Source organism: Halochromatium sp. NSM3 (assembly GCF_059621085.1).
The window spans coordinates 25,950-52,673 of record NZ_JCAQIA010000019.1 but is presented as its reverse complement, the minus strand read 5'-3'; the positions used below and the strand labels follow the sequence as shown (position 1 = coordinate 52,673).

Below are 26,724 nucleotides of genomic sequence, written 5' to 3'. Positions count from 1 at the left end.
ACTTGGCCGGTAAGTGGCGACAACGGCGCATTGTTACAATGCATCGGCCTCATGCTCCGCAGCGCTGGCCGCGCCCCATCATCGACCGAGTACTCAGACACAGCCCATGTTCGGATTTGGAAAAAAGAAACAGCGCCAGACCGAAGCCAAGGACGCGCCCAAGGACGCGGGCGCCGATCTGCAATCGAGCCCAGCCTCAAGCGCCACGCAGGGAATGCCAACGCCGGCAACACCAGCACAATCACCCAGCGCCGCTCTCAAGGGCGATCAGCAGCCCTCATCGGAACATGCGCGCACGGACATGCCCTCCGATGCGGCGCCCGGTCAAGGACGCCTCGGCGAGGCGATCGCCCGCGCCACGGTCAAACGCGAGGAAGACGCCACGCAACAGCGTCGCCTCTTCGCTGGACTCAAGTCCGGACTCGCGCGCACCCGAGCGGTCTTGAATGCCGACATTGGCGACCTCGTCTCCGGCCGCACCGAGATCGACGAAGACCTGCTCGAAGAGCTTGAGATGCTCTTGTTGGCCGCCGATGTCGGTGTGCCGGCCACGCGCCGCATCATCGATGACCTAGCCTATCGCGTGAAGCGGCGCGAGGCACTGGAACCCGACGCCTTTCTCGCCGCATTGCGCCGTGAGCTAGCCAGTATCCTGGTCACCAGCCAAGCGCCGGTGAAGCAGCCCACTCGGGGGCGGCCGCAAGTCATCCTGATGGTGGGCGTCAATGGCGCCGGCAAGACCACCACCATCGGTAAGCTCGCCCGTCAGCTCAAGGATGAAGGCACCAGCGTCATGCTTGCGGCTGGTGATACCTTCCGCGCCGCTGCGGTCGAGCAGCTTCAGAGCTGGGGCGAGCGTAACCAGGTGCCGGTGATTGCACAGCATACCGGCGCCGATCCGGCCTCGGTGATCTTCGACGCGCTCCAGGCGGCAACGTCGCGCGGGGTCGATGTGCTGATTGCCGATACCGCTGGGCGCCTGCACACCAAATCGAACCTCATGGAGGAATTGCGCAAGATCGCCCGGGTGCTCAAAAAGATTGATCCGGACGCCCCGCACGAGGTGATGCTGGTGGTCGACGCCACCGCCGGGCAAAACGCCTTGCAGCAGGCCCTACAGTTCAACGAGACCCTCCCGCTCACCGGCATCACCCTGACCAAGCTGGACGGCACCGCCAAGGGCGGCATCATCTTCGCGATCGCCGATCGACTGCAGGTGCCGTTTCGCTTCATCGGCGTCGGTGAGCAGGTCGAGGACCTGCGCCCGTTCGAGGCCGAGACCTTCTTGAATGCGCTGCTGAGTCCGTGATCCGCTTCGAGCACGTCAACAAGCGCTATCCGGAACGAGGCGAGGCGCTCAAGGACCTGAGCGTGGAACTCGCCGCCGGCGAGATGGCCTTCTTGACCGGCCACTCGGGCGCCGGCAAGAGCACCCTGCTGAAACTGATCGGTCTGATCGAGCGCCCAACTCGCGGCCGCATCCTCGTCGATGGCCGCTCGCTCGGCGACCTACCCCGTCGGCGCATCCCCTACCATCGTCGCGGCATTGGCATGATCTTCCAGGATCACCGGCTGCTGAACGATCGCACGGTCTACGAGAATGTCGCCCTGCCCCTGGTGGTGGCCGGCATGCCCAAGCGCGAGGTCGGTCGGCGCGTTCGCGCCGCGCTCGATCAAGTCGGCCTGCTCGCCCTGGAGCGCGCGCAGCCCATCGCCCTGTCCGGCGGCGAGCAGCAGCGCGTTGGCATCGCCCGCGCCGTGGTCGCGCGGCCACCGATCATCCTCGCCGATGAGCCGACCGGCAATCTCGACCCCGACCTGTCGAGCGAGATCTACGCCCTGTTCGAGCGTTTCCACGAAGTCGGCGTGACCTTGCTTATCGCCACCCATGATCAAGAGCGAGTCAGCCGCATGGCGCACCGCATCCTGCGGCTGCATCAAGGTCGACTGGTCGCCGACTCGGGGAACTGGTAGATGCGAAGGCGCCGCTTTCACCCCGCGAATCGCCGCCACCCGCGCAGCCCTGGCCTGAGCCGCCGGCGTCTCTCGGCCTGGCTCGAGCAACATCAAGAGATCGCGCTCGAGAGCCTGCGGCGGATGCTGCGACAGCCCTTGTCAACGCTGATGACCGTCGCTGCGGTCGCGATTGCCTTGGCCTTACCGACCGCGCTGGTGGTGGTGCTCGATAACCTCAAAACGCTCGGCGGCGACTGGCAACGCAGCGCCGCAGTCTCGGTGTTCCTCGAGCAAGATCTCGACGAGACCGAAGGTGCGCGGCTGCGCGAGCGCATCGAACAACGCCTGGAGGTGGCGGCCGTCGCACTGATCAGCCGCGCCGACGGACTGGCCGAGTTTCGCGCCTATAGCGGCCTCGGCGGCGCCCTGGATCAGCTCAATGAGAACCCCCTGCCGGTGGTGCTCGAGCTACAACTTCACCCCTCAGCCCTAAAACCGACTCGCTTGACACCGTTGCTCGCGACCATCGAGGCCATGCCCGAGGTCGCGTTCCTGCGCGAGGATGCGCAATGGGCGCAACGCTTTCAGGCCATCCTGGGCCTGCTACGCGCGGGGGTCGCCCTGCTCGCGCTATTGCTTGGGCTTGGCGTGTTGCTGGTCATCGGCAACACCATCCGGCTCGAGATCGAGAACCGCCGCGACGAAATTCACATTATGAGCCTGGTGGGCGCAACGAACGGTTTCGCCCGCCGTCGCTTCCTCTATGGCGGCGCCTGGTATGGCCTCCTCGGCGGCATCCTGGCCTGGCTATTGGTCACCCTGGTGGTCTGGCTGCTCGCCGACCAAGCCGCCTCACTGGCTGATCTCTACCATCGATCGTTCGCGCTCCAGGGGCTCGGCCTCGACGATGTCGCGGCACTCCTTGCCGGCAGCGCCCTGCTCGGTATCATCGGTAGTTGGATCGCCGTCGGCCGCCATCTTGATCTCAGCGAGGATCTTTAAGAATTAGGCGCGCGAACTTATCGGCCACGCTGGCATCAGAGGCTGAGACCGGATACCGCTCGATCAACAGGGGTATCGTCGGGCCTGTCTAACCTTTGCCATAGGAACTTTCCGTTCAAACCCTGCTCGAAAACCCTGTCGCGACTATTGTCAAACATCGCAAACGCTGCTAACATTATTCCCGAGCAAAACACTAGGGTATTCCATCATGAGCAATGACATTGCGGCCATTGGAACGTTATCGACCGGGACCATTGATGCTTACATCTCGAGCGCCTACCAGATTCCAGTCCTGACCGCCGAGGAAGAGCGCTCCCTCGCCGTCAGGCTACGTGACAACGGTGACATGATGGCAGCGCGGCGACTTGTGCTGTCACACCTTCGCTTCGTCATCCGCATCGCGCGTGGGTATCTCGGTTACGGACTGCCCCTGCCAGATCTGATTCAAGAGGGCACCGTCGGCCTGATGAAGGCCGTGCGACGCTTCGAGCCCGACGTCGGCGTGCGGCTGGTCTCGTTTGCCGTGCACTGGATTCGCGCCGAGATCCACGAGTACATCCTGCGTAATTGGCGCATCGTGAAGGTCGCCACCACCAAGGCGCAGCGTAAGCTGTTCTTCAACCTGCGCAGCTCGAAAAAACGCCTGGGCTGGTTCACCAAGGCCGAGGTCGACAGCGTCGCCGCTGATCTCGGCGTCAAGCCCGAGACCGTCCTCGAGATGGAATCGCGGCTCTCGAGCCACGACATGTCGTTCGACGGGCACGACGATGATGATGACGAATCACCGTCCGCGCCCTCGACCTATCTGCCAGATATCCGCATGGAGCCCGCCGCAGCGCTCGAGCGCGAGGACAACGATGGCTGGCAGCGCGAGCGCCTGTTCGCGGCCCTCGAGCAGCTCGATGAGCGCAGTAAGACGATCCTGCGCGAGCGTTGGCTGAACGAGCGCAAACAGACGCTGCACGAACTGGCCCAGCAGTTCAATGTCTCGGCCGAGCGCATCCGCCAGATCGAAAAGAATGCGATGAACAAGCTGCGCGTTCAGCTCGAGTTCTAACAACCCCAACGTTTAGGCTGGCGAATCGGCGTGCGAGAAAATCGGCGAGCAAGGAAACAAGCAAGCCGAGTCATCTCGCGCGCCGAGCGTCCAGCAACCGGGGAGACCCGCGCGAATCCACGCCCCATTCGGGCACCATCCGGATCGATGGCTCCGTCGCGACATCCATCACGAGCGCCAACCAGTCAACCGATAACCTCGATGATCACTGCCTTCGCACGACCCCAGGTTCGAATCAGCGTCGCCGGTCTCCTCACTGCCACAGCCCTCATCACGCCACTGTTGGCTCATGCGGCCGTCCCGGCAACCCCGCTCATGACTCTCTACAAGTTCAACGGACCGCTTGAGATCCCGTACTACGAGATCGGCCCCAACGGCCCAGGGAGACCTGCCGGCCGTCTCCCACAGGGCACCTCGGTCATCCCCTGCCTGGTCGTTCGCAACGGACGCGCGCTCACCGATGCCAAGGGCACGCCATACGTCGGTTTCGAGGTCGTCGTGAATCCCGCCAAGGATAAAGGCGAGACCGCCACGGCAAGATTCAAGCGGGTCTTCTCCGAGCGCGAATCACTACAGGTCGAGAATCACCATTGCGACAGCAGTGTGCGTCACGTGCTCAATGTGCGTGACCTCTATGTGCTGAAGAAGCCGCCCTTCTTCGATCCGCCCGGCCAGGGTGATCCGGCAGCCGCCGAACGCCAGGGGCAAAGCCGGTTGGATCAGATCGTGCGCGTCTTCCATAACTCCCCCGAATGCGCCTCGGTCGACGCCTCCTTACTTGGGCGCAGGACCCGACTCGCGTTGGCCTGGGACCGTTTCATGAGCAAGCACGATGGCCGCTGGGACGCGACCACGCTTGCGCGCGCGAAACATCTCGATTACAGCATGCGCACGGCTCTCTATGAGGGACATCTCGACCGTGGCTGCTCCGCCTACGGCGCCTGTGAGCGCAATGTGGTGGTACTCTCAATCCGCAACCGCGGGGTCGGCCAATGTCTGACGCACCAAGGCTGTCGGTTTCCGGGCGATTTCCAAGGCATCGCCTCCGATGTCTCGCAATACAACATCTGGGACGCCTATTTGACCCAGATCTCCGGGCTCACCTCCTGTTACCTGCGCACCGATCTCGCCAAGCGCGATCATTACGACCGCGTGCAGCCTATGTACGCGCAGAGCGTCGGCGACGCCGAGACCATCCTCTACGGCGGTACGCCAGCGCTTGCGAGGGTCTTTCCGGGCACTCCTCTCGGGGAGCTGACCGAGCTGCGCCATTACTACCATCCCCCGGCGATGGGAAAATGCTTTCCGCAACATGATCGGATCGAGTTCATGTCCGGCGCTGTCGCCAAGCAGGGCGCCGATCACGTCCTGCTCGCGAACACGCGGATCAAGGTCGGCGAGCGGGCTGGGAACGGCTATCGCTTCCAGGAATTCCGCTTCGATCAGGAAGGCCTAATCGATGCCGTGCGCATCGAGGACAATTTCCCCGGCTTCATCGTCGACGCGCGTAAGGTGAGCTTGGGCGGCGGTAGCGGCTGTACGCCTTATGGCGTCTCCAGTGGCTGCCGCTTTTCCAACATCGGCCGCTACCGGCGTACGCCGAGCTGGCTTAGTGCTGGCAAGCCGCTGGCGATCAACTGCCGCATCAACGATCGCGGCGCCTCATGCGCCGACCGGGGCCGCGAGCAACAGGTCACCGTCGGCGGCGCCTGCGATGTCGACATGATGCCGGTCGCGCGGGTGCGTTAAGGGCTGTCCCCAGGACGGGAAAACCGGCATAATCCAGCGCTTTCCCGAACCGACCTGCCTTTGGCACAGGGCAGGCGGGCAACCAAGGGGAGTCGCGTATGCCATACGACAGCCACCTTTACCAGATCTTGGCCCCGAATCCGGCGCTGGTCGCGTCACAACTCGATCCGGAAGCCTTCGCCAAGCATTACACCGCCGGCTCCGTGCGCTATTACGCCGGCAAGGTGGTGTTTGCGGAGATCGATCTCGATTACCGCCACCCCTATTTCAAGATCGACGACGCGCTTGCGGCCTTGCAGCCGCACCCGGACGGTCGGCCGAAGGCGACCAAGTTCATCTCCACCTACCGGGTGCTCGAACACATCGACCTCGAGGCCATCCAGCGCCTGTTTCTCAGCACGCCGGAAGGCTATACCCTCAGGCTCGATCCGGCGCCTTATGAAAAGACCCACGAGGCCGGCTTCCTGCGCATCTATGCCGATATCGCGCCGCTGCGCATGCTGGTGATGTCGCGGCTCGATTTCCCCGCCTTCGGCAAGTACATCACCGATCCGGACTTCCCCAAGGGCGCGCCGAAGCAGTTCTACACGCAGGTCGATCTCGATATCGAGCACTTCCTCGAGGAGTTCGAGGAGCGCCCGACCATGCATCCGCCGATTCCCGGCTTGCATCCCTCGAATCTACGCGCCGCCATCATGGAACTGCGCGCCGAGTCGAGCAAGCTGACCAAGGGGCTGCGCCTCGACAGCGCCTTCGACACCATTCCCTACAAGACCATTCGCCACGGCTTCATGTTCGCCTCGCAAGAGGCGACCCGTTTCTTCCCGATGCCGTCGCCGGATGAGATCGAGGCAAACAATTACCGCTTCTGGCGCGCCATGTGACGGTATTGCCCTCGATATACGTGGACGCAGGCTGCTCTCGGCAGCCGCAGCGGCTTGACCCACTGAACATGACAACGACAACGATTCGAGCGAGAAGGAGAGTCATCTTAATACCATGAGCCTGAATGCTCTCATCCCCATCCTCTTAGGTATCTTCGGCCTGTTGGCGGCCTATCTGATCTTTCGCATCGTCAAGGCCTATCCGAAGGGCGAGTCGAAGGTCGCCGCCATCGGCGACGCCATCCATCTCGGTGCCATGGTCTTCATGCGCCGGGAATACACGGTGCTCGGCCTGTTCGCCGCCGTGCTCGTGGTGGTCCTATTCATCTTCCTGGGCTGGAAGACGGCGCTCGCCTTCGTCGTGGGCGCCTTCACCTCGGCGCTCGCCGGCTTTATCGGCATGAGCACCGCCACCCAGGCCAATGTCCGCACCACCGTGGCTGCCCATACCAAAGGGCCGGCCGAGGCGCTGACAGTGGCCTTCTTCGGCGGCTCGATCATGGGATTGGCTGTGGCCTCGCTGGGGCTGCTCGGCCTGGGTACCCTGTACCTGCTGTTCGGCGGCGACCCGGAGACGGCGCACACTATCCACGGCTTCGGCATGGGCGCCTCGAGCGTGGCGCTGTTCTCGCGCGTCGGCGGCGGCATCTTTACCAAGAGCGCCGATGTCGGCGCCGACCTGGTCGGCAAGATCGAGGCCGGCATCCCCGAGGATGATCCGCGCAACCCTGGCGTCATCGCCGATAACGTCGGCGACAACGTCGGTGACGTCGCCGGCATGGGCTCGGATATCTTCGAGTCCTACTGCGGCGCCATGATCGCCACCATTGCCATCGCCTCGACCCTGGCGGTGGATATCATGGATCCGCTCGGCGAGCGCCAGGCGCTCATGTTCTTGCCGCTGGCCCTGTCTTCAGCGGGCCTGCTTTGCTCGATCGTCGGCATCGTCCTGGTGCGGCTCTTCTCCAGCCAGACCCCGGAGCGGGCGCTACGCATCGGCACCATCGGCGCCAGCATCCTGTTCATCGTCGCCGCCTACTTCGTGATCGTCGGCACCGGTGTCAGCGCGGCCGTCTGGGGCGCGGTCCTGGTCGGCGCCCTCGGTGGCATCGTCATCGGCCTGGTCACCGAGTACTACACCTCGTCCAAGCCGGTCGCCAGCATCGCGCTGGCCGGCGAGACCGGCGCGGCCACGGTCATCATCACCGGTTTCGCGGTCGGCATGCGCTCGGTGATCGTGCCGCTGCTCACCATCTGCGTCATCATCTTCGTCTCCAACGCCTTGGTCGGCCTCTATGGCGTCGGTATCGCGGCCGTCGGTATGCTGGCGACCGTTGGCATTACCATGGCCATCGATGCCTATGGTCCGGTCGCCGACAATGCTGGCGGTATCGCCGAGATGGCGGGCTTGGGCGCCGAGACGCGGCACATCACCGACTCGCTCGACGAACTCGGCAACACCACCGCCGCCATCGGCAAGGGCTTCGCGATCGGCGCGGCGGCACTGGCGGCCCTGGCCATCATCACCGCTTACATCGAGAGCGTCTCGCTGCATGTGCCGGACTTCGAGTTGCTGCTGAGCGATCCGATGGTGATCATCGGGCTGTTCATCGGCGGCATCCTGCCGTTCGCCATCGCTGCCATCACCATGACCGCAGTCGGCGAGGCGGCATTCGCGATGATCAACGAGATCCGTCGCCAGTTCCGCGAGATCGCCGGACTGCTGGAGGGCACCGCCGAGCCGGACACTGCCCGCTGCGTGGATATCGCCACCACGGCGGCGCTGAAGAAGATGGTGTTGCCCGGCGTCATCGCCATCGCCGCGCCCTGGGTGGTCGGTTTCGTCCTCGGTCCGGCGGCGCTCGGCGGCATGCTCGGCGGCGCCCTGCTCGGCTGCGTGCTGCTGGCGTTGACCATGGCCAATGCCGGCGGCGCTTGGGATAACGCCAAGAAGTTTGTCGAGAAGGGCAATCACGGCGGCAAGGGCTCGGACACCCACAAGGCGACCGTGGTGGGCGATACCGTCGGCGATCCCTTCAAGGACACCTCTGGCCCCTCGATGAACATCCTCATCAATGTGATGGCCATCGTTAGCCTGGTGATCGCGCCGCTGCTCGGCAACAGCCTGCTGGGCTAATCCCCTACTACTTCAGACCTTGCTCCAGGCCCTATACCCTGGGCCCGGGCAGGCCGAACCCGCGATGCACGCACACCCCAGCGCCGGGCAACCGACGCTGGGGTTCTTGTATCTAGGCTTGCTTCCCGCGCGCCGGCCGGCGCTCGTTCGACGCTGGCCTACTCCGGACTCTCGCCGAGCGTCTGATAGTACTGTTTGATATCTTCGCCGATGGTGGCGGTGATCTGATAGAAGACCTCGTGTGAGATCAGCACCGGTTGGTCGCCAATTTGATCAGCTTGGGCACAGGTCTCGGCAATGAGGCGGTAGAGATAATTGAGGACGAAGCGTGGCTGGCGCAGCTTGTCCAAGGCACCCAGGATCTCACGCTGTGGGACCGCCGAAACAAAGAGGTTATCGAGCGGATAGGGATGATTCGGATCAGCGCGGCAGATACGCAAGCGGCCCGACATCATGTCGTACAGCTGCTTATCGCCCCAGCGAAACGGATAGATGATCTTCTGTTTGTCGAAGCGCGCCTCGTTGGCCTTCTGCGATGTAGCCTTGCGCACGGACTCGTAAAGCTGGCGTGGCAGGAGCATCTTAAAGCTCAGATGCGGGTGCAACTGCAGGATGCGATTGTTCCAAAGCGGCCAGACGAAGGACTCCATGCGCTCGCGGTCGCCACTGATCAACGACGGCTCGTCGACCTTATCCATCACCACCACGATCTGCTGATAGCCGAGATTGAGCGCGATATCGATGAACTTGGTCGCGAACAACCGGCGCACATCGTCATCATCGCGCCAGCCTTTGCGCTTCACATCCTGATCCTTGAGATAGCTCTGCGGAATCGAGCGCAATGCGCGCTCGACATCGCGCGCGTTACGATCGCGCACCAGGATCTCGCGCTCCACCGAGCGCGCGACGCCGCGATAAAAGGCGCTGCGCGCAAGCGGCACGATCCCAAGGCTCAGCAGCCCGACGATCATACCCTTGATGCTGCGCATGAAGCCGCCGATCACGCCTCGCGGCATGAGCCGCCGGGACAGCGAGGATATGATGCGGTTGTAGCGATCCGGCGGCCCACTGACATAGAAGGCCATCAGCATCATCAGATCGTGGCGCTGGTAGCGCTCCAAGCGTTCCAAGGGCAGATCTGCGGTCTTGATCTCGGTCAGCAGCGCTTCCATCCCCGCAACCAGGATCGCATCGAGATGCTGCGCCAAGCCGAAATCCTTGAGCGTGACCGCAATCTCACGGCGCCGATCCTGATCGCTCTTGCGCTTGAACGCCTCCAGGAAGCCGTTGAAGTCATCGTAGTGCAGCAGCAGGATGCGACTCTCGTGCTGACTGTTGAAGTGCTCGATGTTCTTTTCCAGTGCCAAGCGCAACGCTGACTTGCCGCTGCCTTTGACGCCAAAGATCATCGAGGTACCGCGTCCTGGCGGATCACCAAAGAATTTATCCCAAGCCTGATGATTGAAGGTGTAGTCCGCCTCATTCACCAGATCCTCGAAGACCTTGTCGTTCTGCGCCTCTTCCTCGATGAAGGGGTTACGCACAAGGCCATGGGATTTGAGGAACTGTGCCATGGCAATGGACATTGAAGAAAATACCTTTTTTGACGTCTAGCAGTAATGTCAGCACGAACATGCCGATTCCAGAGCCTCTAGGGGCTCTGCGGAGGCTTGGCTAGGATCGAATCAAAGCTTCGGCGAATGCTCAATGATGATGAAGGCGAGCACGGCGAACGAGACGCCCATCATCAATAAACGAGGCAGCAGGGATTTATCCGCATGATCGTGCAGCTTGCGTTTCAACTCGCAGATGAACCCTCCCTCGGGGGTCTCACGCATCTGACACAGACGCAGCGCGAGCCGCGCCAAGAGGCGACGCGCCACATCGAAGACGGAGTATAAAAAGAGGACGAGCGCCAAAAATGTCGCTAACCCAAGCAGCCAGTTTTGTAGATGTTCCATGATGCCATACAACAGTTAGGGGCCCTACGCTTGAGGGAGGACCCTACCCCGAAGGTCTAGGTGCTATCCTGCCATAGTGGCGGGGCGCTGTCTTGTGGATCGCGCACCGAACCGCCCGACGCGGGCCTCATTGCGGCGATGTCAGCACATCGGCGGACTGGTCCGCCCAACAGACGGCCTTGAGATAGGCGTCGGTCATCTGTGAAGGGGTGAGAGGCGCGAACTGGGCTTGTTGAAAATGGCTCTGCTCGTAAGCAATCACGCTAGCTAGCACCTCACCATAAGGCCCCTGTTGATATAACAGCGCATCACGCACCTCGCTGGTCAGCGGCAGCGCATCCAGCACCTCCGCCAAGGGCACCCTCATCATCGCATCGAGCAGCGAGAACAGCCCCACGGTGAAGTAGATGTCGGCATGCGCACGACCGGCAAACATGGCTAGCAGCTCGCACATCTTGGCACGATGGATTCCCTGAGCCATCAGCTCACTGGACTGGTTATCGAGCTTGGCGAGCAGCAACAACGAGGCCCAGCGCTGGATCCTTTGGGTGCCGAGGTAGACCACCGCCGCGCGCAGCGACTCGACCACTCTGGGCAGCGCGAAGAAGGCGGAATTGAGGTGGCGTAGCAGTTTGTAGCTGAGCGTGACATCCTGGCTGATGATCTCCTCGAGTTCCGAGACATCGACGTCCGGATTCTGCAGCTTGGCTGTCAACTCCAGCAGCTTAAGCCGATTGAGCGGGATCTGCGTCCCCTGCACGATATTGGGCCGGGACAGAAAGTAGCCCTGAAAGTAATCGAAACCAAGCTGTTTGCAGTACTCGAAGGCCTCCTCGTTTTCGACCTTTTCCGCCAGCAACTTGACATCATACGCCCGCAGCAATCGCACATGCTCAACGAGTTCCTGCCGCGACAATGCCATGAGATCGAGCTTGACGATGTGCGCGAGTTCCATGAAGGGTCGCACCGAGTCCTGGAAGACAAAATCATCCAGCGCCACCGTGAAGCCATCCCGAACATAGGCTTGCAACCCGGCGATCACATCGGCATCGGGCCGCACATCCTCCAACACCTCCAGCACCACGCGTGTCGGGGGCAATGGCAGTGATTCACGATCAACGAGGAAGCGACGGGTGAGATTGATGAAGGCGCGATGAGGGCCCACGATGCGATCGAGGCCGAACTCCAGAAACACATTCACGATCACCTGCGACGTCGCCTGGTCGCCATCCATCTCGCCCGCATAGTTCCCGGAACCATCGCGGAACAAGAGTTCATAGCCGTACAGCTTCGAGTTCCGATCGAAGATCGGTTGACGTCCGACGAAAATCTCGTCCATTGTCTATCTCCTCGGTTTGCTGTCTCTCGAGACGCGTCTTTCATCCCTGCGCAGCCGCCCCATCCGCCAGGGTCCGCCACCGAGCGGAAGCAGCAGCGGGACCAGGAGGTCAATTGTCCGCTAGGCGCTCTCGGCCGAGAGATCGAGTCGCGAACAGCGCACCATGCCACCCCCTGGCAGCCGCTGGGCCTCCGGATAGGCCCGCGCGCACTCGGCGATGGCCCGAGGACAGCGCGGATGAAAGTGACAACCGGCCGGGGGCGTGGCGGGTGATGGCATATCGCCCTCGAGCCGGATGATCTGGCGGCGCTCGGTCTTGTCCATCATCGGCACTGCCGAGAGGAGCGCCTGCGTATAGGGATGGCGCGGCTCATCGAGCACCTCGGCCGCTGTGCCCTGCTCGACGATGCGGCCCAGATACATCACCGCGACCTCATGCGCCAGGTAGGCGACCACCGAGAGATCGTGGGTGATGAATAGGTAGCTAAGTCCGAGTTCATCTTGCAGCCGCTTGAGCAGGTTCAGGATCTGCGCCTGCACCGAGACATCAAGCGCACTGGTCGGCTCGTCACAGACGATCAGCTTGGGATCGACCGCCAGTGCCCGGGCGATACAGATGCGCTGACGCTGGCCACCGGAAAACTCATGCGGATAGCGATCCATCGCCTGCTCGCCGATACCAACCTGCTCTAACAGCGCCGCTACCCGACGCCGCCGCGCCGCTCGGTTCTTCTCGATGCCGAGCGATTGCAGCCCCTCGCCGACGATATCGCCGACCAGCATGCGTGGGTTCATTGAAGCGAAGGGATCTTGGAAGATGATCTGCAGATCCTTGCGATAACGGCGCATCTGCCCGGCGCGGATTGACGCGAGATCGACGCCGTTGTAGCGCACCTGGCCGCCGGTGGGCGGCTCGAGCCGCAGCATCGCCTTGCCGACGGTGGTCTTGCCGCAGCCCGACTCGCCGACCAGGGCGAGGGTCTGCCAAGCCTTCAGACGCAAGTCGACCCCATCGACGGCCTTGACATGGCCGACCGTGCTGCGGAACAGACCGCGCTGGATCGGAAAATGCACCTGCAGCCCCTCGACGGCGAGCAATGTCTGCGAATCGGGCTCAGCAGAACTGGTTGATGCCGACGCCGCCTCTAGCGTGGCATCGCGTGCTTCCGCTTCCGCAGCCGATGGTGCTGGGGACGCAGTTGCCGCGTCTAGCCTAGCCGCACCCTCGGCCCAGAGCAGGCAGCGCACTTGCTGCTCGCGGTTCGGCTCGAACCAACCGATCGGCGCTTCCCGGCAGGCCGGCATGACCTGGCGACAGCGTTCGGCAAAGCGACAGCCGATGAAGGGCTGATCGAGCGCCGGCACCCGGCCCGGAATCACCGCCAGCTCAGCGCGCCGCTTGTGAGCGCTCGGCACGCTTTCCATCAGCTTGCGGCTGTATGGGTGCGCCGGCGCGGCGAAGAAGGCATCGACGCTCGCCTCCTCGACGATCTGCCCGGCATACATCACCGCTAGCCGATCGGCGGTCTCGGCGACCACCCCGAGATCGTGAGTAATCAGCAGCACCGCCATCCCGGTCTGCGCTTGCAGTCCCTTGAGCAGTTGCAGCACCTGCGCCTGGATGGTGACATCCAGCGCGGTGGTCGGCTCATCGGCGATCAGCAACTGCGGATCGCCGGCGAGCGCCATCGCGATCATCACCCGCTGCTTCATGCCGCCCGAGAGCTGGTGCGGGAACTCGCCCGCCCGCTGCGCGGGGTCCGGGATACCGACCGCTCGTAATAACTCGACCACGCGTTCGGCGACTGTCGCCTTCGGCAGATGCTTGTGCAGCCGCACCGCCTCGGCGATCTGCTCGCCGATCTTGAGCACTGGGTTCAGTGAGGTCTGCGGCTCTTGAAAGATCATCGCCATGCGCCCGCCGCGCACGCCGCGCATCTCGCGCTCGGTCAGCGCCAACAGCTCGCTGCCATCGAGCTGCACCGAGCCATCGGTGATGCGCCCCGTCAGCGGCAGCAGGCGCATCAGCGACAGCGCCGTCATCGACTTGCCGCAGCCCGATTCGCCCAGCAGCGCGAGGGTCTCGCCCCGGCGGATCTCGAAACCGACGCCATCGCAGACCCGCACCGGCCGCTCACCGGTGCCGAGCTGCGCCGACAGATTCGAGACATGCAGCAAGAGGTCGCTCATCGAGACAGCCCCAGCCGTGGATCGAAGGCATCCCGGACCACATCGGCCAGCAGATTCGCGGCCAGCACCAGGGTGAACATGAAGACGAAGGCCGCCGCCAGCGACCACCAAACCACCGGGTCGCGTGCCAACTCCAGCCGCGCGCTGTTGATCATATTGCCCCAACTATTCATGGTGGGATCGACACCGATGTTGACATAGGAGAGCACCGCCTCGGCCAGCACCAGACCGCTGAAATCCAGCACCAGGGTGATCATCACGATATGCAGCACATTCGGCAGGATGTGGCGGCTGATCACGGTTGAATGCCTTACCCCGAGCGAGCGTGCCGCCTGCACATAATCGGCCTCGCGCAGCTTTAGCGACTCGCCGCGCAGCAGTCGACACAGACCAGTCCAACTGGTGACGCCGAGGATGATACAGAGGAAGAGCAGGCGCAGATCGGCGCGCTCGACCAGGCTCTGGAATTGATCCGCGTTGTTGGTCATATAGACCTGCAGCATCAGGATCGCGGCCGCGATCAGCAGCACGCCAGGGATCGAGTTCAGCGTGGTGTAGAGATACTGGATCACATCGTCGGTGCGGCCGCCGAAGTAGCCGGCCATGATGCCCAGGATCACCGCCGCTGGTAGCATCACCAGCGTCGTCAGGGTGCCGATCACCAAGCCGGTGCGGATGCTCTTCAGGCTCTGATAGAACACATCCTCGCCGACCTTGTCGGTACCGAGGATGTGGTACTTGGCCGCCAGTTCGGCAGCGACGAAGCTCAGCACCAGCATCAACGCCAGTGTGATCAGCCCCACGCGCCAGGGAAGCGCGCGCTTGTCGCGCCAAATCGCCCGCGCGCTGTCATTGAAAGGCTGCCGCCAGCGCAAGCCGAGCGTCGCGATCAGCACCGCCATTAACGCGGTCCAGACGATCAGCCCCTTCACCATGCCGAACAGCCCGCGCAGGGCGATATCGACACCGCGCCGCAACGGATCGGCCAGATGCGCGCCTCCATGCTCAAGGCGCGGATAGCCACGCATCACACTGCCATCGGGCTGCTCGATCGGCTCCTTGACGAAGAGTTGGCTGGCGAAGGGGGCCGAGAAGGTCTTCTCTTGACGCTCGCGCAGCCCGCTAAGCCAGAGGTCGAGCACCGAGATGATCTGCGTCGAATAGGCCGGCTCTGATGCGGACGACGACGCAACAATCGGTGCGTCTTCATCACGGCCGCTGGCCTGCTGAGCACTGGCGGTTGCCGCTTGCTCGGCGGCGGCAGCATATCCCTCCGCCTCTGCCTCGGCCTCTCCGTCGCGCGCGGTCGCGGTCGGGTTAGCGTTGTCGGTGGCGTTGGCGTTAGCAGCTGAATCATCCCTCGTGTCAGCCTGCGCCGAGGTGTTCGCTAGCGTAGCGACCGGCTCAATGCGCGGATGAAAATGCAGCGAATCGAGCAGCCCGATGCCAACGTAGAACAGGATCACCACCAGTGCGGCGACGCCGACCGGCGAGCGCCCGACTTGGAGCCATGGACCGCGCAGATGCTCATGCCGCGCGGCATAGACGCCAAAGCCGATGCCAACCGCGATCAGCAAGAAGATAAGGGCGTCAGTGATCAGGATGACCGGCACGGCACAGTCCTCAAGACAGCCTGACTCTGGGGTCGACCAGGGTATAGGAGAGATCGGTCATGATCAGCCCGATGATGTAGAGCACCGAGCCGAGGAAGACCATCGCGCGCACGATCGAGAAGTCCTGGCGATTGATTGCATCGATGGTGTAGCTGCCGAGCCCGGGCACGCCAAAGAAGGATTCGATAATCAACGCGCCCATGAATAGCAGCGGCAACACCGCCACCACACCGGTCAGGATCGGGATCAGCGCATTGCGCAGCACATGGCGGAACAGCACCGTGCGCTCGCGCAGCCCCTTGGCTCGGGCGGTGCGCACATAATCGCGATTGATCTCCTCGAGGAAGAAGGTGCGATAGAGCCGGGTGCTGCTGCCGATGCCGGCGACGACGCCGACCGCCACCGGCAGGATCAGGAACTTCAGCGCCTCGAGCCCGGTATCGTAGCCGGAGATCGGCACCAGATGGAACAGCTTACCGATCAGGAACTGCCCACCGATGATGTAGAACAGCCCGGAGATCGACATCATCGCCACCAGCAGGACCACGCTGCCAAAATCGATATAGGTGGCGCGGAAGAACACGATCATCAAGGCATAGCTGATGGCGATCGCCAGCCCCACCAGCAGGGTCGGGATCGCGATTGCCAGACTCGGCCACATGCGCTGGCGGATGTCGAAGCCGATGTCGCGGCCGCTGTCGGACTGCCCGAAGTCGAAGGCGAACAGCTTCAGCGATTTGTCGAAGAAGATGGTGTCGGTGACAGCACCAAGCTCCCCGGCCTCGGCGTTGAAGAGCAGCGGCTTGTCGTAGCCATGCTCAGCCTTCCAGGTGTCGATCGCTTCCTGGGTCACCCGCTTGTCGCCGAGCTGCATCCGCGCCATGTCATCGGGCGAGTTGACGACGAAGAACAGCAGAAAGGTGATCAGGTTGACGCCAACCAGGATCGGGATCGCGTAGAGCAGGCGACGGAGGATATAGGCGCTCATCGGGCGCGGCTCCGCTCGCGCCGGCGCGCGACCATCAGCGCCGGGATGGCGCCGAGGATCAAGATCACGACCAGCGCCCCGATCGGCCAGAGCACCGGCGGATTCCAGCGCTCGCGCAACTGCTCGCGGATCTCGGGCTCGAGTCGACGGTACTTGAGGGTGTTATTGGCCATCAGGTTCGGCTTCACATTCTGCAACCACTGATGATGCAGGCTGAAGGCCTGGGGATAAAAGCCGAACGACCAGGGCGCGTCGTGCCGCAGGATCGCGGTCATGCGGTCGATCACCGCCTGGCGCTCGGGACCATCCTCCATGTTCTTCATGCGCTCAAACAGCTGATCGAACTCCGGGTTCTGATAGTTGGCTGCGTTCTCACCGCCCTCGACCTTGCGGTTCGGACCATAGAGTAGGAAGAAGAAATTCTCCGGGTCCGGATAGTCGGCATTCCAACCCCACATGAAGACCTGGCCGGTACCCTTGCGCATCTTCTCTTGGAAGCGATTGTAATCGGTGGCGCGCACGACCAGTTCAATGCCGAGCTTGGCGAACTGCTTGCGCATCCAGTTCAGGCGCGCTTTGCCGTCGGGGCCAGCATCCATGGCCTCATAGTAGATGGTCAGGGGCCGGCCGGTCTCTGGGTCACGACCATTCGCATAGCCGGCCTCGGCGAGCAGCGCCTTGGCGTCGTCTAACGGCTTGCGCACCGCGCGCCCATCACGCCAATCGAACACTTGGGCGTTGATCCCGGCCTCGCCCTCGCGGTGACCGAAGATGCCGGGCGGGATCGGCCCCTGCCCCTCGACGCCGCGACCATTGGCGAAAATCGAGATGTACTCATCGAAATCGACCGCGATGCTGATCGCCTGCCGTAACAGTCGCGCGCGCTCCGAATCGCCGCCGAGCAGCGGGTCAAGCATATTGAATCCCATGTACCAGATCGAGGTCTGCACCGCAGTGACCAGCGCGATGCCCTGCTCGCGCATGTCATCGGTAAGACCCGCCTCACCTGCGGCATCGAATTGGATGGCCTGGTCGAAGGCGTCGGAGCTAACGCCCGAGCTGTCGTAGAAACCCTGCAGGAACTTGTTCCAGTACGGGATGCTCTCCTGCTCCAGACTGTAGATCGCCAGATCGACGAAGGGTAGCGGCTTGCCGGCATCCTCGAGCAACCCCGCGACCTGATCCTCGGGCATGCCAGTGCTCGGATAGCGCTCGCCATGGAAATTCGGATTTCGCGCCAGCACCATGCGCAGGTTCGGATTGTTCTCGCTGAGCATGAAGGGACCGGTGCCAACCGGATACCAATCCAAGGTCAGGTTGCTCTGCTGCATGCCGAGCTGGCCATAGAGAGCCTCGGCCTCCCAGGGCATCGGCGCGAAGAACGGCATCGCCAGCCAGTAGACGAACTGCGGATACCGCCCCTCGAGCCGAATCCGATAGCGATAGCGGTCAACCACCTCGGCGCCCTCGAAGTCCACCTGGCGCAGATCGAAGAACAGCCGCTCGCCGTCCACTAGATCTGGAGCCGCCGCCTCGATGCGCTCGCCGAGCGCTTGAAAGCCGAGGATGTGCTCACCCATCAGGCCCGCGATCGGCGAATGCAGCCAAGGTGTGGCCAGACGCTTAATCTGATAGACATAGTCTTCGGCGATCAACTCGCGGGAGCCGGTCTCGGGCAAGTCGCTGACTGTGTTGATCCGATCAATCGCCTGCGCATCGAGATTATGATAGCGGTAGTCGCCCTTCTCATCCTTGGCGAAGGCTGGATGCGGCTGGTACTGGATGCCGGGCGCGATCGCGATCAGATATTCACTGATCGCGATCTGGTCTGGAGCGGCGCCGGCTGCCAGTGCCTCGCCGTTCGCGTCCAGATAACGCACCTCGGGCAGGGCCTGGGCGGTCAGCGGAACCAGCTCATACGGACGCTTCAGAAAATGATATTGCAGCGGCGGCTCGTAGATCTGCGCGATGAAGGCGTATTCATTCGCGCTGTACGAGCGCACCGGATCCAGATGTTTGGGCCGCTCGGTAAAAGCGCCGTAGAGGATATTCTTGCCCGACTGCGACGCTGGATAAGGGTTGTTCCAGGGCGGCTGCCCGCACCCGCCGAGCAGGAGCACGACAACCATCAGCAGAGGCAGGGAGCGGCAGGCTCGCGACATAGATGCTTTCCGCGCAGGCTGAGTTTCTGTAACGTTAGGGGCCGCTTCAAACATGGCACATTCACGCATCGCCATCCTACACATTTTCAGCTTGGAGAGACGCTATGGGCTTTTTGTCCGAGAAACGTATCCTGGTCACCGGGGTTGCCAGTAATCGCTCGATCGCTTGGGGCGTTGCCCAAGCCATGCATCGCGAGGGCGCCGCCCTGGCCTTCACCTACCAAGGCGAAAAGCTCAAGAGTCGGGTCGAAGACCTGGCCTCGCAGTGTGATGCCGAGTTCGTGCTGCCGCTCGATGTCTCCAGTGACGAGGAGATTCAACGCTGTTTTGCCACGCTCGGTGAGCATTGGGATGGTCTAGATGGCATCGTGCACTCGATCGCCTTCGCGCCCAAGGATCAGCTCGAGGGCGATTACGTCGACAGTGTCACACGCGAGGGGTTCGCCGCCGCGCACGATATCAGCTCGTACAGTTTGGCGGCGCTCGCCAAGGCTGGGCGGCCGCTGATGCAGGGGCGCAATGGCGCCATCCTGACCATGAGCTACCTGGGCGCGGTGCGCGCGGTGCCGAATTACAACGTGATGGGGATTGCCAAGGCGAGCCTGGAGGCGAACGTGCGCTATCTGGCCGCCTCGCTCGGCCCCGGGGGCACGCGGGTCAATGCCGTCTCGGCGGGTCCGATCCGCACCCTAGCTGCGGCCGGCATCGCCGATTTTCGCTCGATGCTGAAACAGGTCGAGGAGCGCACGCCGCTGCGGCGCAATGTGACGATCGACGAGGTGGGCAACGCTGGCGCCTTTCTCTGCTCCGACCTGGCCTCGGGCATCACCGGTGATGTGCTTTACGTCGATACCGGCTACCACATCCTTGGGCTGGGCTAAGCCCTGTTAAGCTGATCTAGAAGGGCTCGTCGGCCACGATCGGCTTGCGCTCGATCTTGGCCCGCGCTTGCATCTCGGCCAGTACCGCATCGACGTCGGCGGAGGCCAGCGCCCGTTCGAGAACGCTGACCTCAGCCTCGCGTTCAGCCGCTTCGAGCTGGGCCGGATCGCCGTCGATGACATCGGAGACGACGACCACGAAGGCGTCACCCTCATCCTCGGCACGGGTGCTGCCAACGCGGGGCCCGGTATCGGCGTCCGGCTGCGGCAGCGAGAACGCGAGCCGAATGACCTCGGGCGGAAGCTCACGCGTGCTCCGACTGACCTGGCCAGCCTCGATCGGCTCAAAGCCCTCGGCCGCCTCGGCGAGGTCCTGCCCGGCCCGAACCCGCGAGACGATCGCCTCGGCCTCGGCCTGCGCGGCCTCGGCGGCCTGTTGTGCCTCGAGCCGCGCGACGATCTCGTCTCGCACCTCCGCCAACGGACGCACCGAGGGCTCGCGATGCTCGGCGACCCGGAGCACCAGGGCCTGCAGCCCATCGGGATCGGGCTCTAGCAGCTCGCTGTTATTGCCGCGCGCCAACACCTCCTCGCTGAAGGCGGCGCCCATGACCTTCGGATGGGCAAAGATGCCCTCGCCGCCGCTGCGGTCAAGCCAGTCGCTCTCTTGAATCTCAAGCTCAAGGGTCTCGGCCGCCGGGATCAGGCTGTCGGGCGATTCATAGGTGAGGGTCGCAAGCTGCTCGGCCTGTTCGAAGAAGATGCCCTCGCTACCGCCGCTACGGAGATCGGCGTGCAGTTCCTCTTTGACCGACTCGAACGGCTGCGGCTCACCACCACGCACCTCCAAGACCTCGACCAGATGGTAGCCAAAGCGGCTGCGCACGGGGTCGCTCAGGGTTTCGGGCTCGAGCGCGAAGACGGCCTGCTCAAAGGCGGGATCGAGCGAGCCACGGCTGATCCAGCCAAGCGCCCCGCCGCTGTCGGTACTGCCGGGATCCTCGGAGACCTCGGCCGCGACCTCGGCAAAGGCTTCGCCATCGCGAAGACGTTCCTGAATGGCTTGCAGACGCTCGCGCGTGGCCGCGCGCGTGGCCTGATCGGCATCGGCTGGAACCGTCAGTAGGATGTGACGGACCCGCCGCTCCTGCGGAGCCGTGAATTCATCGAGGCGCAACTCATACTGCTCACGCAAGGTGGCCTCGTCGATGGTCTGATCCGGCGCCGAGAGCGTTGCCGCATCGAGCAGCAGATAGGCGACCCGAACCTGCTCCGGGGTGGCGAACTGCTCTGGATGCTCGTCGTAGTAGGCCGCGACGGCCTCGTCGCTCGGCGCCTGAACGCGCTCCTCGAAGGCGGCGCTCGGCACCGGCACATAGGCCAGCACCCGCTGCTGGCGCACCAGACTCAGGCTGCGTTCAGCCAAGGCGTCGGTCACGAAGGCCGTCTGACGAATCGCGCGCGGTAGCTGAGTGATCAGCAACTGGCGTCGCAGCGACTCCTCGTAAGCGGCCGGGGTCAACCCCTGCAGTCGCAGCACCTGTTCGTACTGGGACTTGGAAAAGGCGCCATCGCGCTGAAAGGCGGGCTCGCCAAGAATGGCCGCGCGCACGGCTTGATCCGAGGTCCGCAGCCCCATGGCGTCGGAGTCCTCCAACAGCAGGGTCTCGCGGATCATGCGCTCGAGGACTTCCGCGCGGATGCGAGCGTCGTCGAACAACGCCGGATCATAGGCATCGCCTAACCGATCCCTGAGCTGAATCCGGGTGCGATTGACGTTCTGGTTGAAGGCCTGTTCGGTGATCTCAGTGCCGTTGACGCTGGCAACCACCGCCTCCGCCCCACCACCGAAGTAGGAATCGATCCCCCAGAAAGCGAAGGGGATGCTGATCAGAATGATGATGGCCCAGGCGACCCACCCCTGTGCGCGTTCTCGGATTTCCTGCAACATAGCGTCTCGGACTCAGCGTGCAAAGAAATGACAGGACAAATGAAAACGGGGTACCCCAAGAGGATACCCCGTTTCAAAGTAATGGCGGAGTGGACGGGACTCGAACCCGCGACCCCCGGCGTGACAGGCCGGTATTCTAACCAACTGAACTACCACTCCACGAAACTGTGGCGCCGCAACCCTGGGTGGTGGGTGCTGCAGGGATCGAACCTGCGACCCTCGCCTTGTAAGGGCGATGCTCTCCCAGCTGAGCTAAGCACCCTATCTTCTGGGCACCCGCCCGAATGAAGCAATCATTGTATCGCGTCTTTGAGCGCTTTACCAGCCTTGAATGACGGGTTTTTCGAGGCCGAGATCTGGATGGCCTCACCGGTCTGCGGGTTGCGCCCGGTGCGCGCGGCACGCTCCTTCACGGAAAAGGTGCCAAAGCCGATGATCGAGACGGTCTCGCCGTTCTTCAGGGTCGCCGCCACGGAGTCGGTCAGCGCGTCGAGTGCGCGGGCTGCCGCAGACTTAGAGATATCGGCCGCATCGGCCATCGCGTCCACGAGTTCTGATTTATTCATTAATCCCCCTTGATTGACCCCATACCCTGGGGCCGTTTGCCGTGTGCGTAAGCGCGCGAGTCGAGCCAGCACTGGCCCGCATCGCGACATGGATAGAACAACTGCGTCGCTCCGATCAACCCGGGATTGTTAAGGAGGGCCCCAGAGGTGTCAACCCAAAAACCAGCAACGACGCGTACTGGGCAAGGATGAGCGGGAACACTAGCAAGACCCGACCACGAGGTCGAGGTCGGGCCTAATGGGCGGCGGGTGAACTCAGTGGTGCGTGCGCACACCGGTGTCGGGCTTCTTGCTCTCCTCGACCGGAGGTGCCACCACCTCCTGCACCACATCCTCCTCGTCTGGGCGCGGCGCTGGACGACCGGCCAGCGCCAGCTCCAAGACCTCGTCGATCCAGCGTACCGGCCTGATGTCCAGGCTTTGCTTGATGTTCTTTGGGATCTCGACCAGATCGCGCTCGTTCTCGTGCGGGATCAGCACCTGCTCGATACCGCCGCGATGCGCCGCAAGCAGCTTCTCCTTGAGGCCGCCGATCGGCAGCACCTCGCCGCGCAGCGTGATCTCCCCGGTCATCGCGACACTCGAGCGCACCGGCATCTGGGTCAGCGCCGAGACCAAGGCCGTGCACATGGCCACGCCCGCGCTTGGCCCATCCTTCGGCGTCGCGCCCTCGGGCACATGGATGTGCATGTCGTACTTCTGATGGAAATCAGTCTCGATCCCAAGTGAGTCGGCGCGCGAGCGCACCACCGTCATCGCCGCCTGGATCGACTCCTGCATCACGTCGCCGAGCTGGCCGGTAAAGATAAACTTACCCTTGCCCGGCACCAACGCCGCCTCAATGCGCAGCAGCTCACCGCCGACCTCGGTCCAGGCCAGGCCGGTGACCTGCCCGACCTGATCATGCTCGTCGGCCAGGCCGAAGCGGAAGCGACGCACGCCGAGATACTTATCCAGCGATTTGGGCGTGACCGTGATGCTCTTCTCGGGCTTCTTCAGCAGGATTTCCTTCACCACCTTGCGACAGATCTTCGAGATCTCGCGCTCGAGATTGCGTACGCCGGCCTCGCGGGTGTAGTAGCGCACCAGATCGCGCAAGGCGGCCTCGCGAATCGACAGCTCACCGCGCTTGAGCCCGTTGTTCTTCATCTGCTTCGGGATCAAGTAACGCTCGGCGATATTGATCTTCTCGTCCTCGGTATAACCCGAGAGGCGGATCACCTCCATGCGGTCGAGCAGCGCCGGCGGGATGTTCAGCGTGTTGGCGGTGGCGACGAACATCACCTCGGAGAGATCGAAATCGACCTCGAGATAATGATCGTTGAAGGTGTTGTTCTGCTCCGGGTCGAGCACCTCGAGCAGCGCCGAGGCCGGGTCGCCGCGGAAGTCCATCGCCATCTTGTCGATCTCGTCGAGCAAGAAGAAGGAGTTCCGCGAGCCGGCCTTGGACAGATTCTGGATAATCTTGCCCGGCAGCGCGCCGATATAGGTGCGTCGATGCCCGCGGATCTCGGCCTCGTCGCGCACGCCGCCGAGCGACATGCGCACGAACTTGCGGTTGGTCGCACGCGCGATGGACTGACCAAGCGAGGTCTTGCCAACACCGGGCGGACCGACCAGACAGAGGATCGGGCCCTTGAGCTTGCGCACGCGCTGCTGCACGGCCAGGTACTCGGTGATGCGTTCCTTGACCTTTTCGAGGCCGTAGTGATCGGTATCGAGCACCTTCTCGGCCACGCCGACATCGTTGCGGATGCGGGTGCGCTTCTTCCAGGGCACCGAGACCAGGGTGTCGATGTAGTTGCGCACCACGGTCGCCTCGGCCGACATCGGCGACATCAGCTTGAGCTTGTTCAGCTCGCCGGTCGCCTTCTCCTTCACGTCCTTGGGCATCCCGGCCGCTTCGATGCGCTTGCCGAGGTCCTCGAGTTCGTTCGGCGCATCCTCGAGTTCGCCCAACTCCTTCTGGATCGCCTTCATCTGCTCGTTCAGATAGTACTCGCGCTGGTTCTTCTCCATCTGCCGCTTGACGCGGCCACGGATGCGCTTCTCCATCTGCAGGATGTCATTCTCCGACTCCATCAGCCCCATCAGATGCTCGAGGCGCTGTTGCACGTCGATCATCTCGAGCACACGCTGCTTCTCGTCGAGCTTAAGCGACATGTGCGCGGCCATGGTGTCGGCAAGCCGACTCGCCTCGTCGATGCTAGCCAGCGAGGTCAGGACCTCCGGCGGCACCTTCTTGTTGAGCTTGACATACTGATCGAACAAGGCCACCGCCGAGCGCATCAGCACCTCTTGTTCGCGTTCGTCGGCCTCGAGCGTTTCGGCGAGCGGGGAGACGGTGGCAGTAAAGGCGTCGTCGGTGGATACATAGCGGCTCGCCTTGGCGCGCTGATGTCCCTCGACCAGCACCTTCACCGTGCCATCCGGGAGTTTCAGCAGCTGCAAGACGTTGGCAAGGGTACCGATGTCGTGCAGATCCTTGACCGAGGGATCATCGACATCGGCGTTCTTCTGCGCGACCAGCAGGATCTGCTTGTCGCTGGTCATGGCCGCATCCAGCGCCTTGATCGACTTGTCGCGCCCGACGAAGAGCGGGATCACCATGTGTGGATACACGACAACGTCGCGTAGCGGCAGTACCGGAATGGCCTGGCCGGATGTGAGTACATCAACGACCTGAGAGTCCAAATCACTCTTGCCCATAGACTGTGCCCATATGCTGACGCCCGCCGGCCCGAAGGGCTGACCCCCGGGGGATCATGGGCCGACGCGGCGGATTTTGCGTGAATGCCCGATTGGGAATGCCCGATAGGGAAGGAGGTTAGGGCAGCGCCCGAGCGCTTCAATCAGCGCCGTGGGCTCACCTGCAAGAGAGGGGCCGAGGGATCACTCGGAAGAGGCAACGCGTTGTTGCTCGCCGCCATCGTAGATCACGAACGGCAGGCTCTCGCCGTTGACCACGGAGGCATCGACCACGACCTTGCTGACGTCGTCGATCGACGGCAGGTCGTACATGGTATCGAGCAGCACCTGCTCCATGATGGTGCGCAACCCGCGCGCCCCGGTCTTGCGCTCCATCGCCTTGGTCGCAATGGCGCGCAGCGCATCCTCGCGCAGCTCAAGCTCGCACCCTTCCATCTCGAACAGACGCGCGTACTGCTTGGTGAGCGCGTGCTTGGGCTCGGTCAGGATCCGGATCAGGGCCTCTTGGTCGAGTTCCTCGAGCGTCGCCATCACTGGCAGACGGCCGACGAACTCGGGGATCAGCCCATAGCGGATCAGATCCTCGGGCTCGACATGACTGAGCAGCTCACCGATCGCCCGATCGTCGTTCTTACTATGGACCTCAGCCGAAAACCCGATGCCGGTCTTCTTCGAGCGATCGCGGATCACCTTGTCGAGGCCAGCGAAGGCGCCACCGACGATGAACAGGATATTGCTGGTATCAACCTGCAGAAACTCCTGCTGCGGGTGCTTGCGGCCACCCTGGGGCGGCACCGAGGCGACCGTGCCCTCGATCAGCTTCAGCAGCGCCTGCTGCACACCCTCGCCGGAGACATCGCGGGTGATCGATGGGTTGTCGGATTTGCGCGAGATCTTGTCGATCTCGTCGATGTAGACGATGCCGCTCTGCGCCTTCTCGACATCGTAATCACACTTCTGCAACAGCTTCTGGATGATGTTCTCGACATCCTCGCCGACATAGCCCGCCTCGGTCAGGGTGGTCGCGTCGGCGATGGTAAAGGGCACATTGAGCAACCGCGCCAGGGTTTCGGCGAGCAGCGTCTTGCCCGAGCCGGTCGGCCCGATCAGCAGGATATTGCTCTTGGAGATCTCGATGTCTTCCTTGGCGTCGGCGACCTCAAGTCGCTTGTAATGATTATAGACCGCGACCGAGAGCACCTTCTTCGCCTTCTCCTGGCCGATCACGTACTGATCGAGCGAGTCGTTGATCTCGCGCGGCTTCGGCAACCGACTGGTGGCCTCGCCGAGCCCCTCTTGCATCTCCTCGCGGATGATGTCGTTGCAGAGTTCGACGCACTCATCACAGATGAAGACCGAGGGACCCGCGATCAGCTTGCGAACCTCATGCTGGCTCTTACCGCAGAACGAGCAATAGAGGAGCTTGCCTTCATCGCTCTTTCCATGGGTGTTTCCGCTCATAGATCATCTCTCCAGGATAGGCGCTGCGGGGGCCGGACGGGAATGGGGAAGGATTGGGACGGAACGATCGGCCGCCAAGCGTCTCTCGATCATAACCCGACATGTCCAGAGGCAACAC

Annotated in this window: 19 protein-coding genes and 2 tRNA genes; 8 read left to right on the top strand and 13 right to left on the bottom strand. The window is 62.9% G+C overall.

Annotation, left to right across the window (positions count from 1 at the left end; genetic code table 11):
- The first annotated feature begins 106 nt into the window (after positions 1-106).
- From ftsY to AC54T3_RS09835, 7 genes are all read left to right on the top strand, one after another.
- The gene (ftsY, locus tag AC54T3_RS09865; protein WP_496624344.1) at positions 107-1,309 is read left to right on the top strand and encodes a signal recognition particle-docking protein FtsY; all 1,203 of its coding nucleotides are present in this window, start codon (positions 107-109) and stop codon (positions 1,307-1,309) included.
- Positions 1,306-1,974: a cell division ATP-binding protein FtsE gene (gene ftsE, locus AC54T3_RS09860; protein WP_496624342.1), complete on the top strand. Its 669-nt coding sequence runs from the start codon at positions 1,306-1,308 to the stop codon at positions 1,972-1,974. Before ftsY ends, ftsE begins: the two co-directional genes overlap by 4 nt.
- Entirely contained in the window at positions 1,975-2,958 is a 984-nt protein-coding gene (ftsX, locus tag AC54T3_RS09855; RefSeq protein WP_496624340.1) for a permease-like cell division protein FtsX, read from the top strand. It abuts the gene before it with no gap.
- A 208-nt stretch (positions 2,959-3,166) separates the two neighbouring features.
- Positions 3,167-4,015 (top strand): RNA polymerase sigma factor RpoH, encoded by an 849-nt coding sequence (gene rpoH / locus AC54T3_RS09850; protein ID WP_496624338.1) that lies wholly within the window; start codon positions 3,167-3,169, stop codon positions 4,013-4,015.
- 315 nt (positions 4,016-4,330) lie between these two features.
- A complete protein-coding gene (locus AC54T3_RS09845; protein ID WP_496624336.1) occupies positions 4,331-5,764 on the top strand; it encodes a hypothetical protein in 1,434 nt (477 codons plus the stop codon).
- 98 nt (positions 5,765-5,862) lie between these two features.
- A complete protein-coding gene (locus AC54T3_RS09840; RefSeq protein WP_496624335.1) occupies positions 5,863-6,648 on the top strand; it encodes a hypothetical protein in 786 nt (261 codons plus the stop codon).
- A gap of 115 nt (positions 6,649-6,763) precedes the next feature.
- The gene (locus tag AC54T3_RS09835) at positions 6,764-8,785 is read left to right on the top strand and encodes a sodium-translocating pyrophosphatase (RefSeq protein WP_496624333.1); all 2,022 of its coding nucleotides are present in this window, start codon (positions 6,764-6,766) and stop codon (positions 8,783-8,785) included.
- A 158-nt stretch (positions 8,786-8,943) separates the two neighbouring features.
- Here AC54T3_RS09835 and AC54T3_RS09830 read toward each other — a convergent pair whose 3' ends face one another.
- From AC54T3_RS09830 to AC54T3_RS09800, 7 genes are all read right to left on the bottom strand, one after another.
- Positions 8,944-10,371, bottom strand: coding sequence for a hypothetical protein (locus AC54T3_RS09830; RefSeq protein WP_496624331.1), 1,428 nt, complete (start codon positions 10,369-10,371; stop codon positions 8,944-8,946).
- A 99-nt stretch (positions 10,372-10,470) separates the two neighbouring features.
- Entirely contained in the window at positions 10,471-10,746 is a 276-nt protein-coding gene (locus AC54T3_RS09825; protein WP_496624329.1) for a hypothetical protein, read from the bottom strand.
- Positions 10,747-10,873: 127 nt separating this feature from the next.
- A complete protein-coding gene (locus AC54T3_RS09820) occupies positions 10,874-12,085 on the bottom strand; it encodes an EAL and HDOD domain-containing protein (protein WP_496624327.1) in 1,212 nt (403 codons plus the stop codon).
- A 120-nt stretch (positions 12,086-12,205) separates the two neighbouring features.
- Positions 12,206-14,275 carry an ABC transporter ATP-binding protein gene (locus AC54T3_RS09815; protein WP_496624325.1) on the bottom strand — a complete coding sequence of 690 codons (2,070 nt, stop codon included), beginning with the start codon at positions 14,273-14,275 and terminating at the stop codon, positions 12,206-12,208.
- Positions 14,272-15,888: an ABC transporter permease gene (locus AC54T3_RS09810; RefSeq protein WP_496624323.1), complete on the bottom strand. Its 1,617-nt coding sequence runs from the start codon at positions 15,886-15,888 to the stop codon at positions 14,272-14,274. Before AC54T3_RS09810 ends, AC54T3_RS09815 begins: the two co-directional genes overlap by 4 nt.
- Before the next feature lie 10 nt (positions 15,889-15,898).
- On the bottom strand, positions 15,899-16,876 hold the full coding sequence (locus AC54T3_RS09805; protein ID WP_496624322.1) for an ABC transporter permease: 978 nt from the start codon (positions 16,874-16,876) through the stop codon (positions 15,899-15,901).
- A complete protein-coding gene (locus AC54T3_RS09800) occupies positions 16,873-19,038 on the bottom strand; it encodes an ABC transporter substrate-binding protein (protein WP_496624321.1) in 2,166 nt (721 codons plus the stop codon). The genes AC54T3_RS09805 and AC54T3_RS09800 overlap by 4 nt, the downstream gene beginning before the upstream one ends.
- A gap of 104 nt (positions 19,039-19,142) precedes the next feature.
- On the opposite strand from AC54T3_RS09800, the gene AC54T3_RS09795 reads away from it, so the two are divergent.
- A complete protein-coding gene (locus AC54T3_RS09795; protein ID WP_496624320.1) occupies positions 19,143-19,919 on the top strand; it encodes an enoyl-ACP reductase FabI in 777 nt (258 codons plus the stop codon).
- A gap of 16 nt (positions 19,920-19,935) precedes the next feature.
- On the opposite strand, the gene AC54T3_RS09790 is transcribed toward AC54T3_RS09795, so the two are convergent.
- The 6 genes from AC54T3_RS09790 to clpX form a co-directional block, all read right to left on the bottom strand.
- On the bottom strand, positions 19,936-21,870 hold the full coding sequence (locus tag AC54T3_RS09790) for a SurA N-terminal domain-containing protein (protein WP_496624319.1): 1,935 nt from the start codon (positions 21,868-21,870) through the stop codon (positions 19,936-19,938).
- A gap of 82 nt (positions 21,871-21,952) precedes the next feature.
- Positions 21,953-22,029 (bottom strand) — tRNA-Asp (locus AC54T3_RS09785).
- 27 nt (positions 22,030-22,056) lie between these two features.
- Positions 22,057-22,132 (bottom strand) — tRNA-Val (locus tag AC54T3_RS09780).
- A 31-nt stretch (positions 22,133-22,163) separates the two neighbouring features.
- Positions 22,164-22,436: an HU family DNA-binding protein gene (locus tag AC54T3_RS09775; RefSeq protein WP_201245879.1), complete on the bottom strand. Its 273-nt coding sequence runs from the start codon at positions 22,434-22,436 to the stop codon at positions 22,164-22,166.
- Between the two features lie 255 nt (positions 22,437-22,691).
- Positions 22,692-25,145, bottom strand: coding sequence for an endopeptidase La (lon, locus tag AC54T3_RS09770; RefSeq protein ID WP_496624317.1), 2,454 nt, complete (start codon positions 25,143-25,145; stop codon positions 22,692-22,694).
- Positions 25,146-25,328: 183 nt separating this feature from the next.
- Positions 25,329-26,606, bottom strand: coding sequence for an ATP-dependent Clp protease ATP-binding subunit ClpX (clpX, locus tag AC54T3_RS09765; RefSeq protein WP_496624315.1), 1,278 nt, complete (start codon positions 26,604-26,606; stop codon positions 25,329-25,331).
- Between the last annotated feature and the right edge of the window lie 118 nt (positions 26,607-26,724).

What these genes read in the sequence shown, in the direction of transcription:
- rpoH (WP_496624338.1), top strand. Translation starts at nt 3,167, where the DNA reads ATGAGCAATGACATTGCGGCCATTGGAACGTTATCGACCGGGACCATT.
- AC54T3_RS09775 (WP_201245879.1), bottom strand. Translation starts at nt 22,436, where the DNA reads ATGAATAAATCAGAACTCGTGGACGCGATGGCCGATGCGGCCGATATC.
- AC54T3_RS09820 (WP_496624327.1), bottom strand. Translation starts at nt 12,085, where the DNA reads ATGGACGAGATTTTCGTCGGACGTCAACCGATCTTCGATCGGAACTCG.
- AC54T3_RS09805 (WP_496624322.1), bottom strand. Translation starts at nt 16,876, where the DNA reads ATGAGCGCCTATATCCTCCGTCGCCTGCTCTACGCGATCCCGATCCTG.
- AC54T3_RS09845 (WP_496624336.1), top strand. Translation starts at nt 4,331, where the DNA reads ATGACTCTCTACAAGTTCAACGGACCGCTTGAGATCCCGTACTACGAG.
- lon (WP_496624317.1), bottom strand. Translation starts at nt 25,145, where the DNA reads ATGGGCAAGAGTGATTTGGACTCTCAGGTCGTTGATGTACTCACATCC.
- ftsX (WP_496624340.1), top strand. Translation starts at nt 1,975, where the DNA reads ATGCGAAGGCGCCGCTTTCACCCCGCGAATCGCCGCCACCCGCGCAGC.
- AC54T3_RS09790 (WP_496624319.1), bottom strand. Translation starts at nt 21,870, where the DNA reads ATGTTGCAGGAAATCCGAGAACGCGCACAGGGGTGGGTCGCCTGGGCC.
- AC54T3_RS09835 (WP_496624333.1), top strand. Translation starts at nt 6,764, where the DNA reads ATGAGCCTGAATGCTCTCATCCCCATCCTCTTAGGTATCTTCGGCCTG.
- AC54T3_RS09815 (WP_496624325.1), bottom strand. Translation starts at nt 14,275, where the DNA reads ATGAGCGACCTCTTGCTGCATGTCTCGAATCTGTCGGCGCAGCTCGGC.
- clpX (WP_496624315.1), bottom strand. Translation starts at nt 26,606, where the DNA reads ATGAGCGGAAACACCCATGGAAAGAGCGATGAAGGCAAGCTCCTCTAT.
- AC54T3_RS09825 (WP_496624329.1), bottom strand. Translation starts at nt 10,746, where the DNA reads ATGGAACATCTACAAAACTGGCTGCTTGGGTTAGCGACATTTTTGGCG.
- AC54T3_RS09800 (WP_496624321.1), bottom strand. Translation starts at nt 19,038, where the DNA reads ATGTCGCGAGCCTGCCGCTCCCTGCCTCTGCTGATGGTTGTCGTGCTC.
- AC54T3_RS09830 (WP_496624331.1), bottom strand. Translation starts at nt 10,371, where the DNA reads ATGTCCATTGCCATGGCACAGTTCCTCAAATCCCATGGCCTTGTGCGT.
- AC54T3_RS09840 (WP_496624335.1), top strand. Translation starts at nt 5,863, where the DNA reads ATGCCATACGACAGCCACCTTTACCAGATCTTGGCCCCGAATCCGGCG.
- AC54T3_RS09795 (WP_496624320.1), top strand. Translation starts at nt 19,143, where the DNA reads ATGGGCTTTTTGTCCGAGAAACGTATCCTGGTCACCGGGGTTGCCAGT.
- ftsY (WP_496624344.1), top strand. Translation starts at nt 107, where the DNA reads ATGTTCGGATTTGGAAAAAAGAAACAGCGCCAGACCGAAGCCAAGGAC.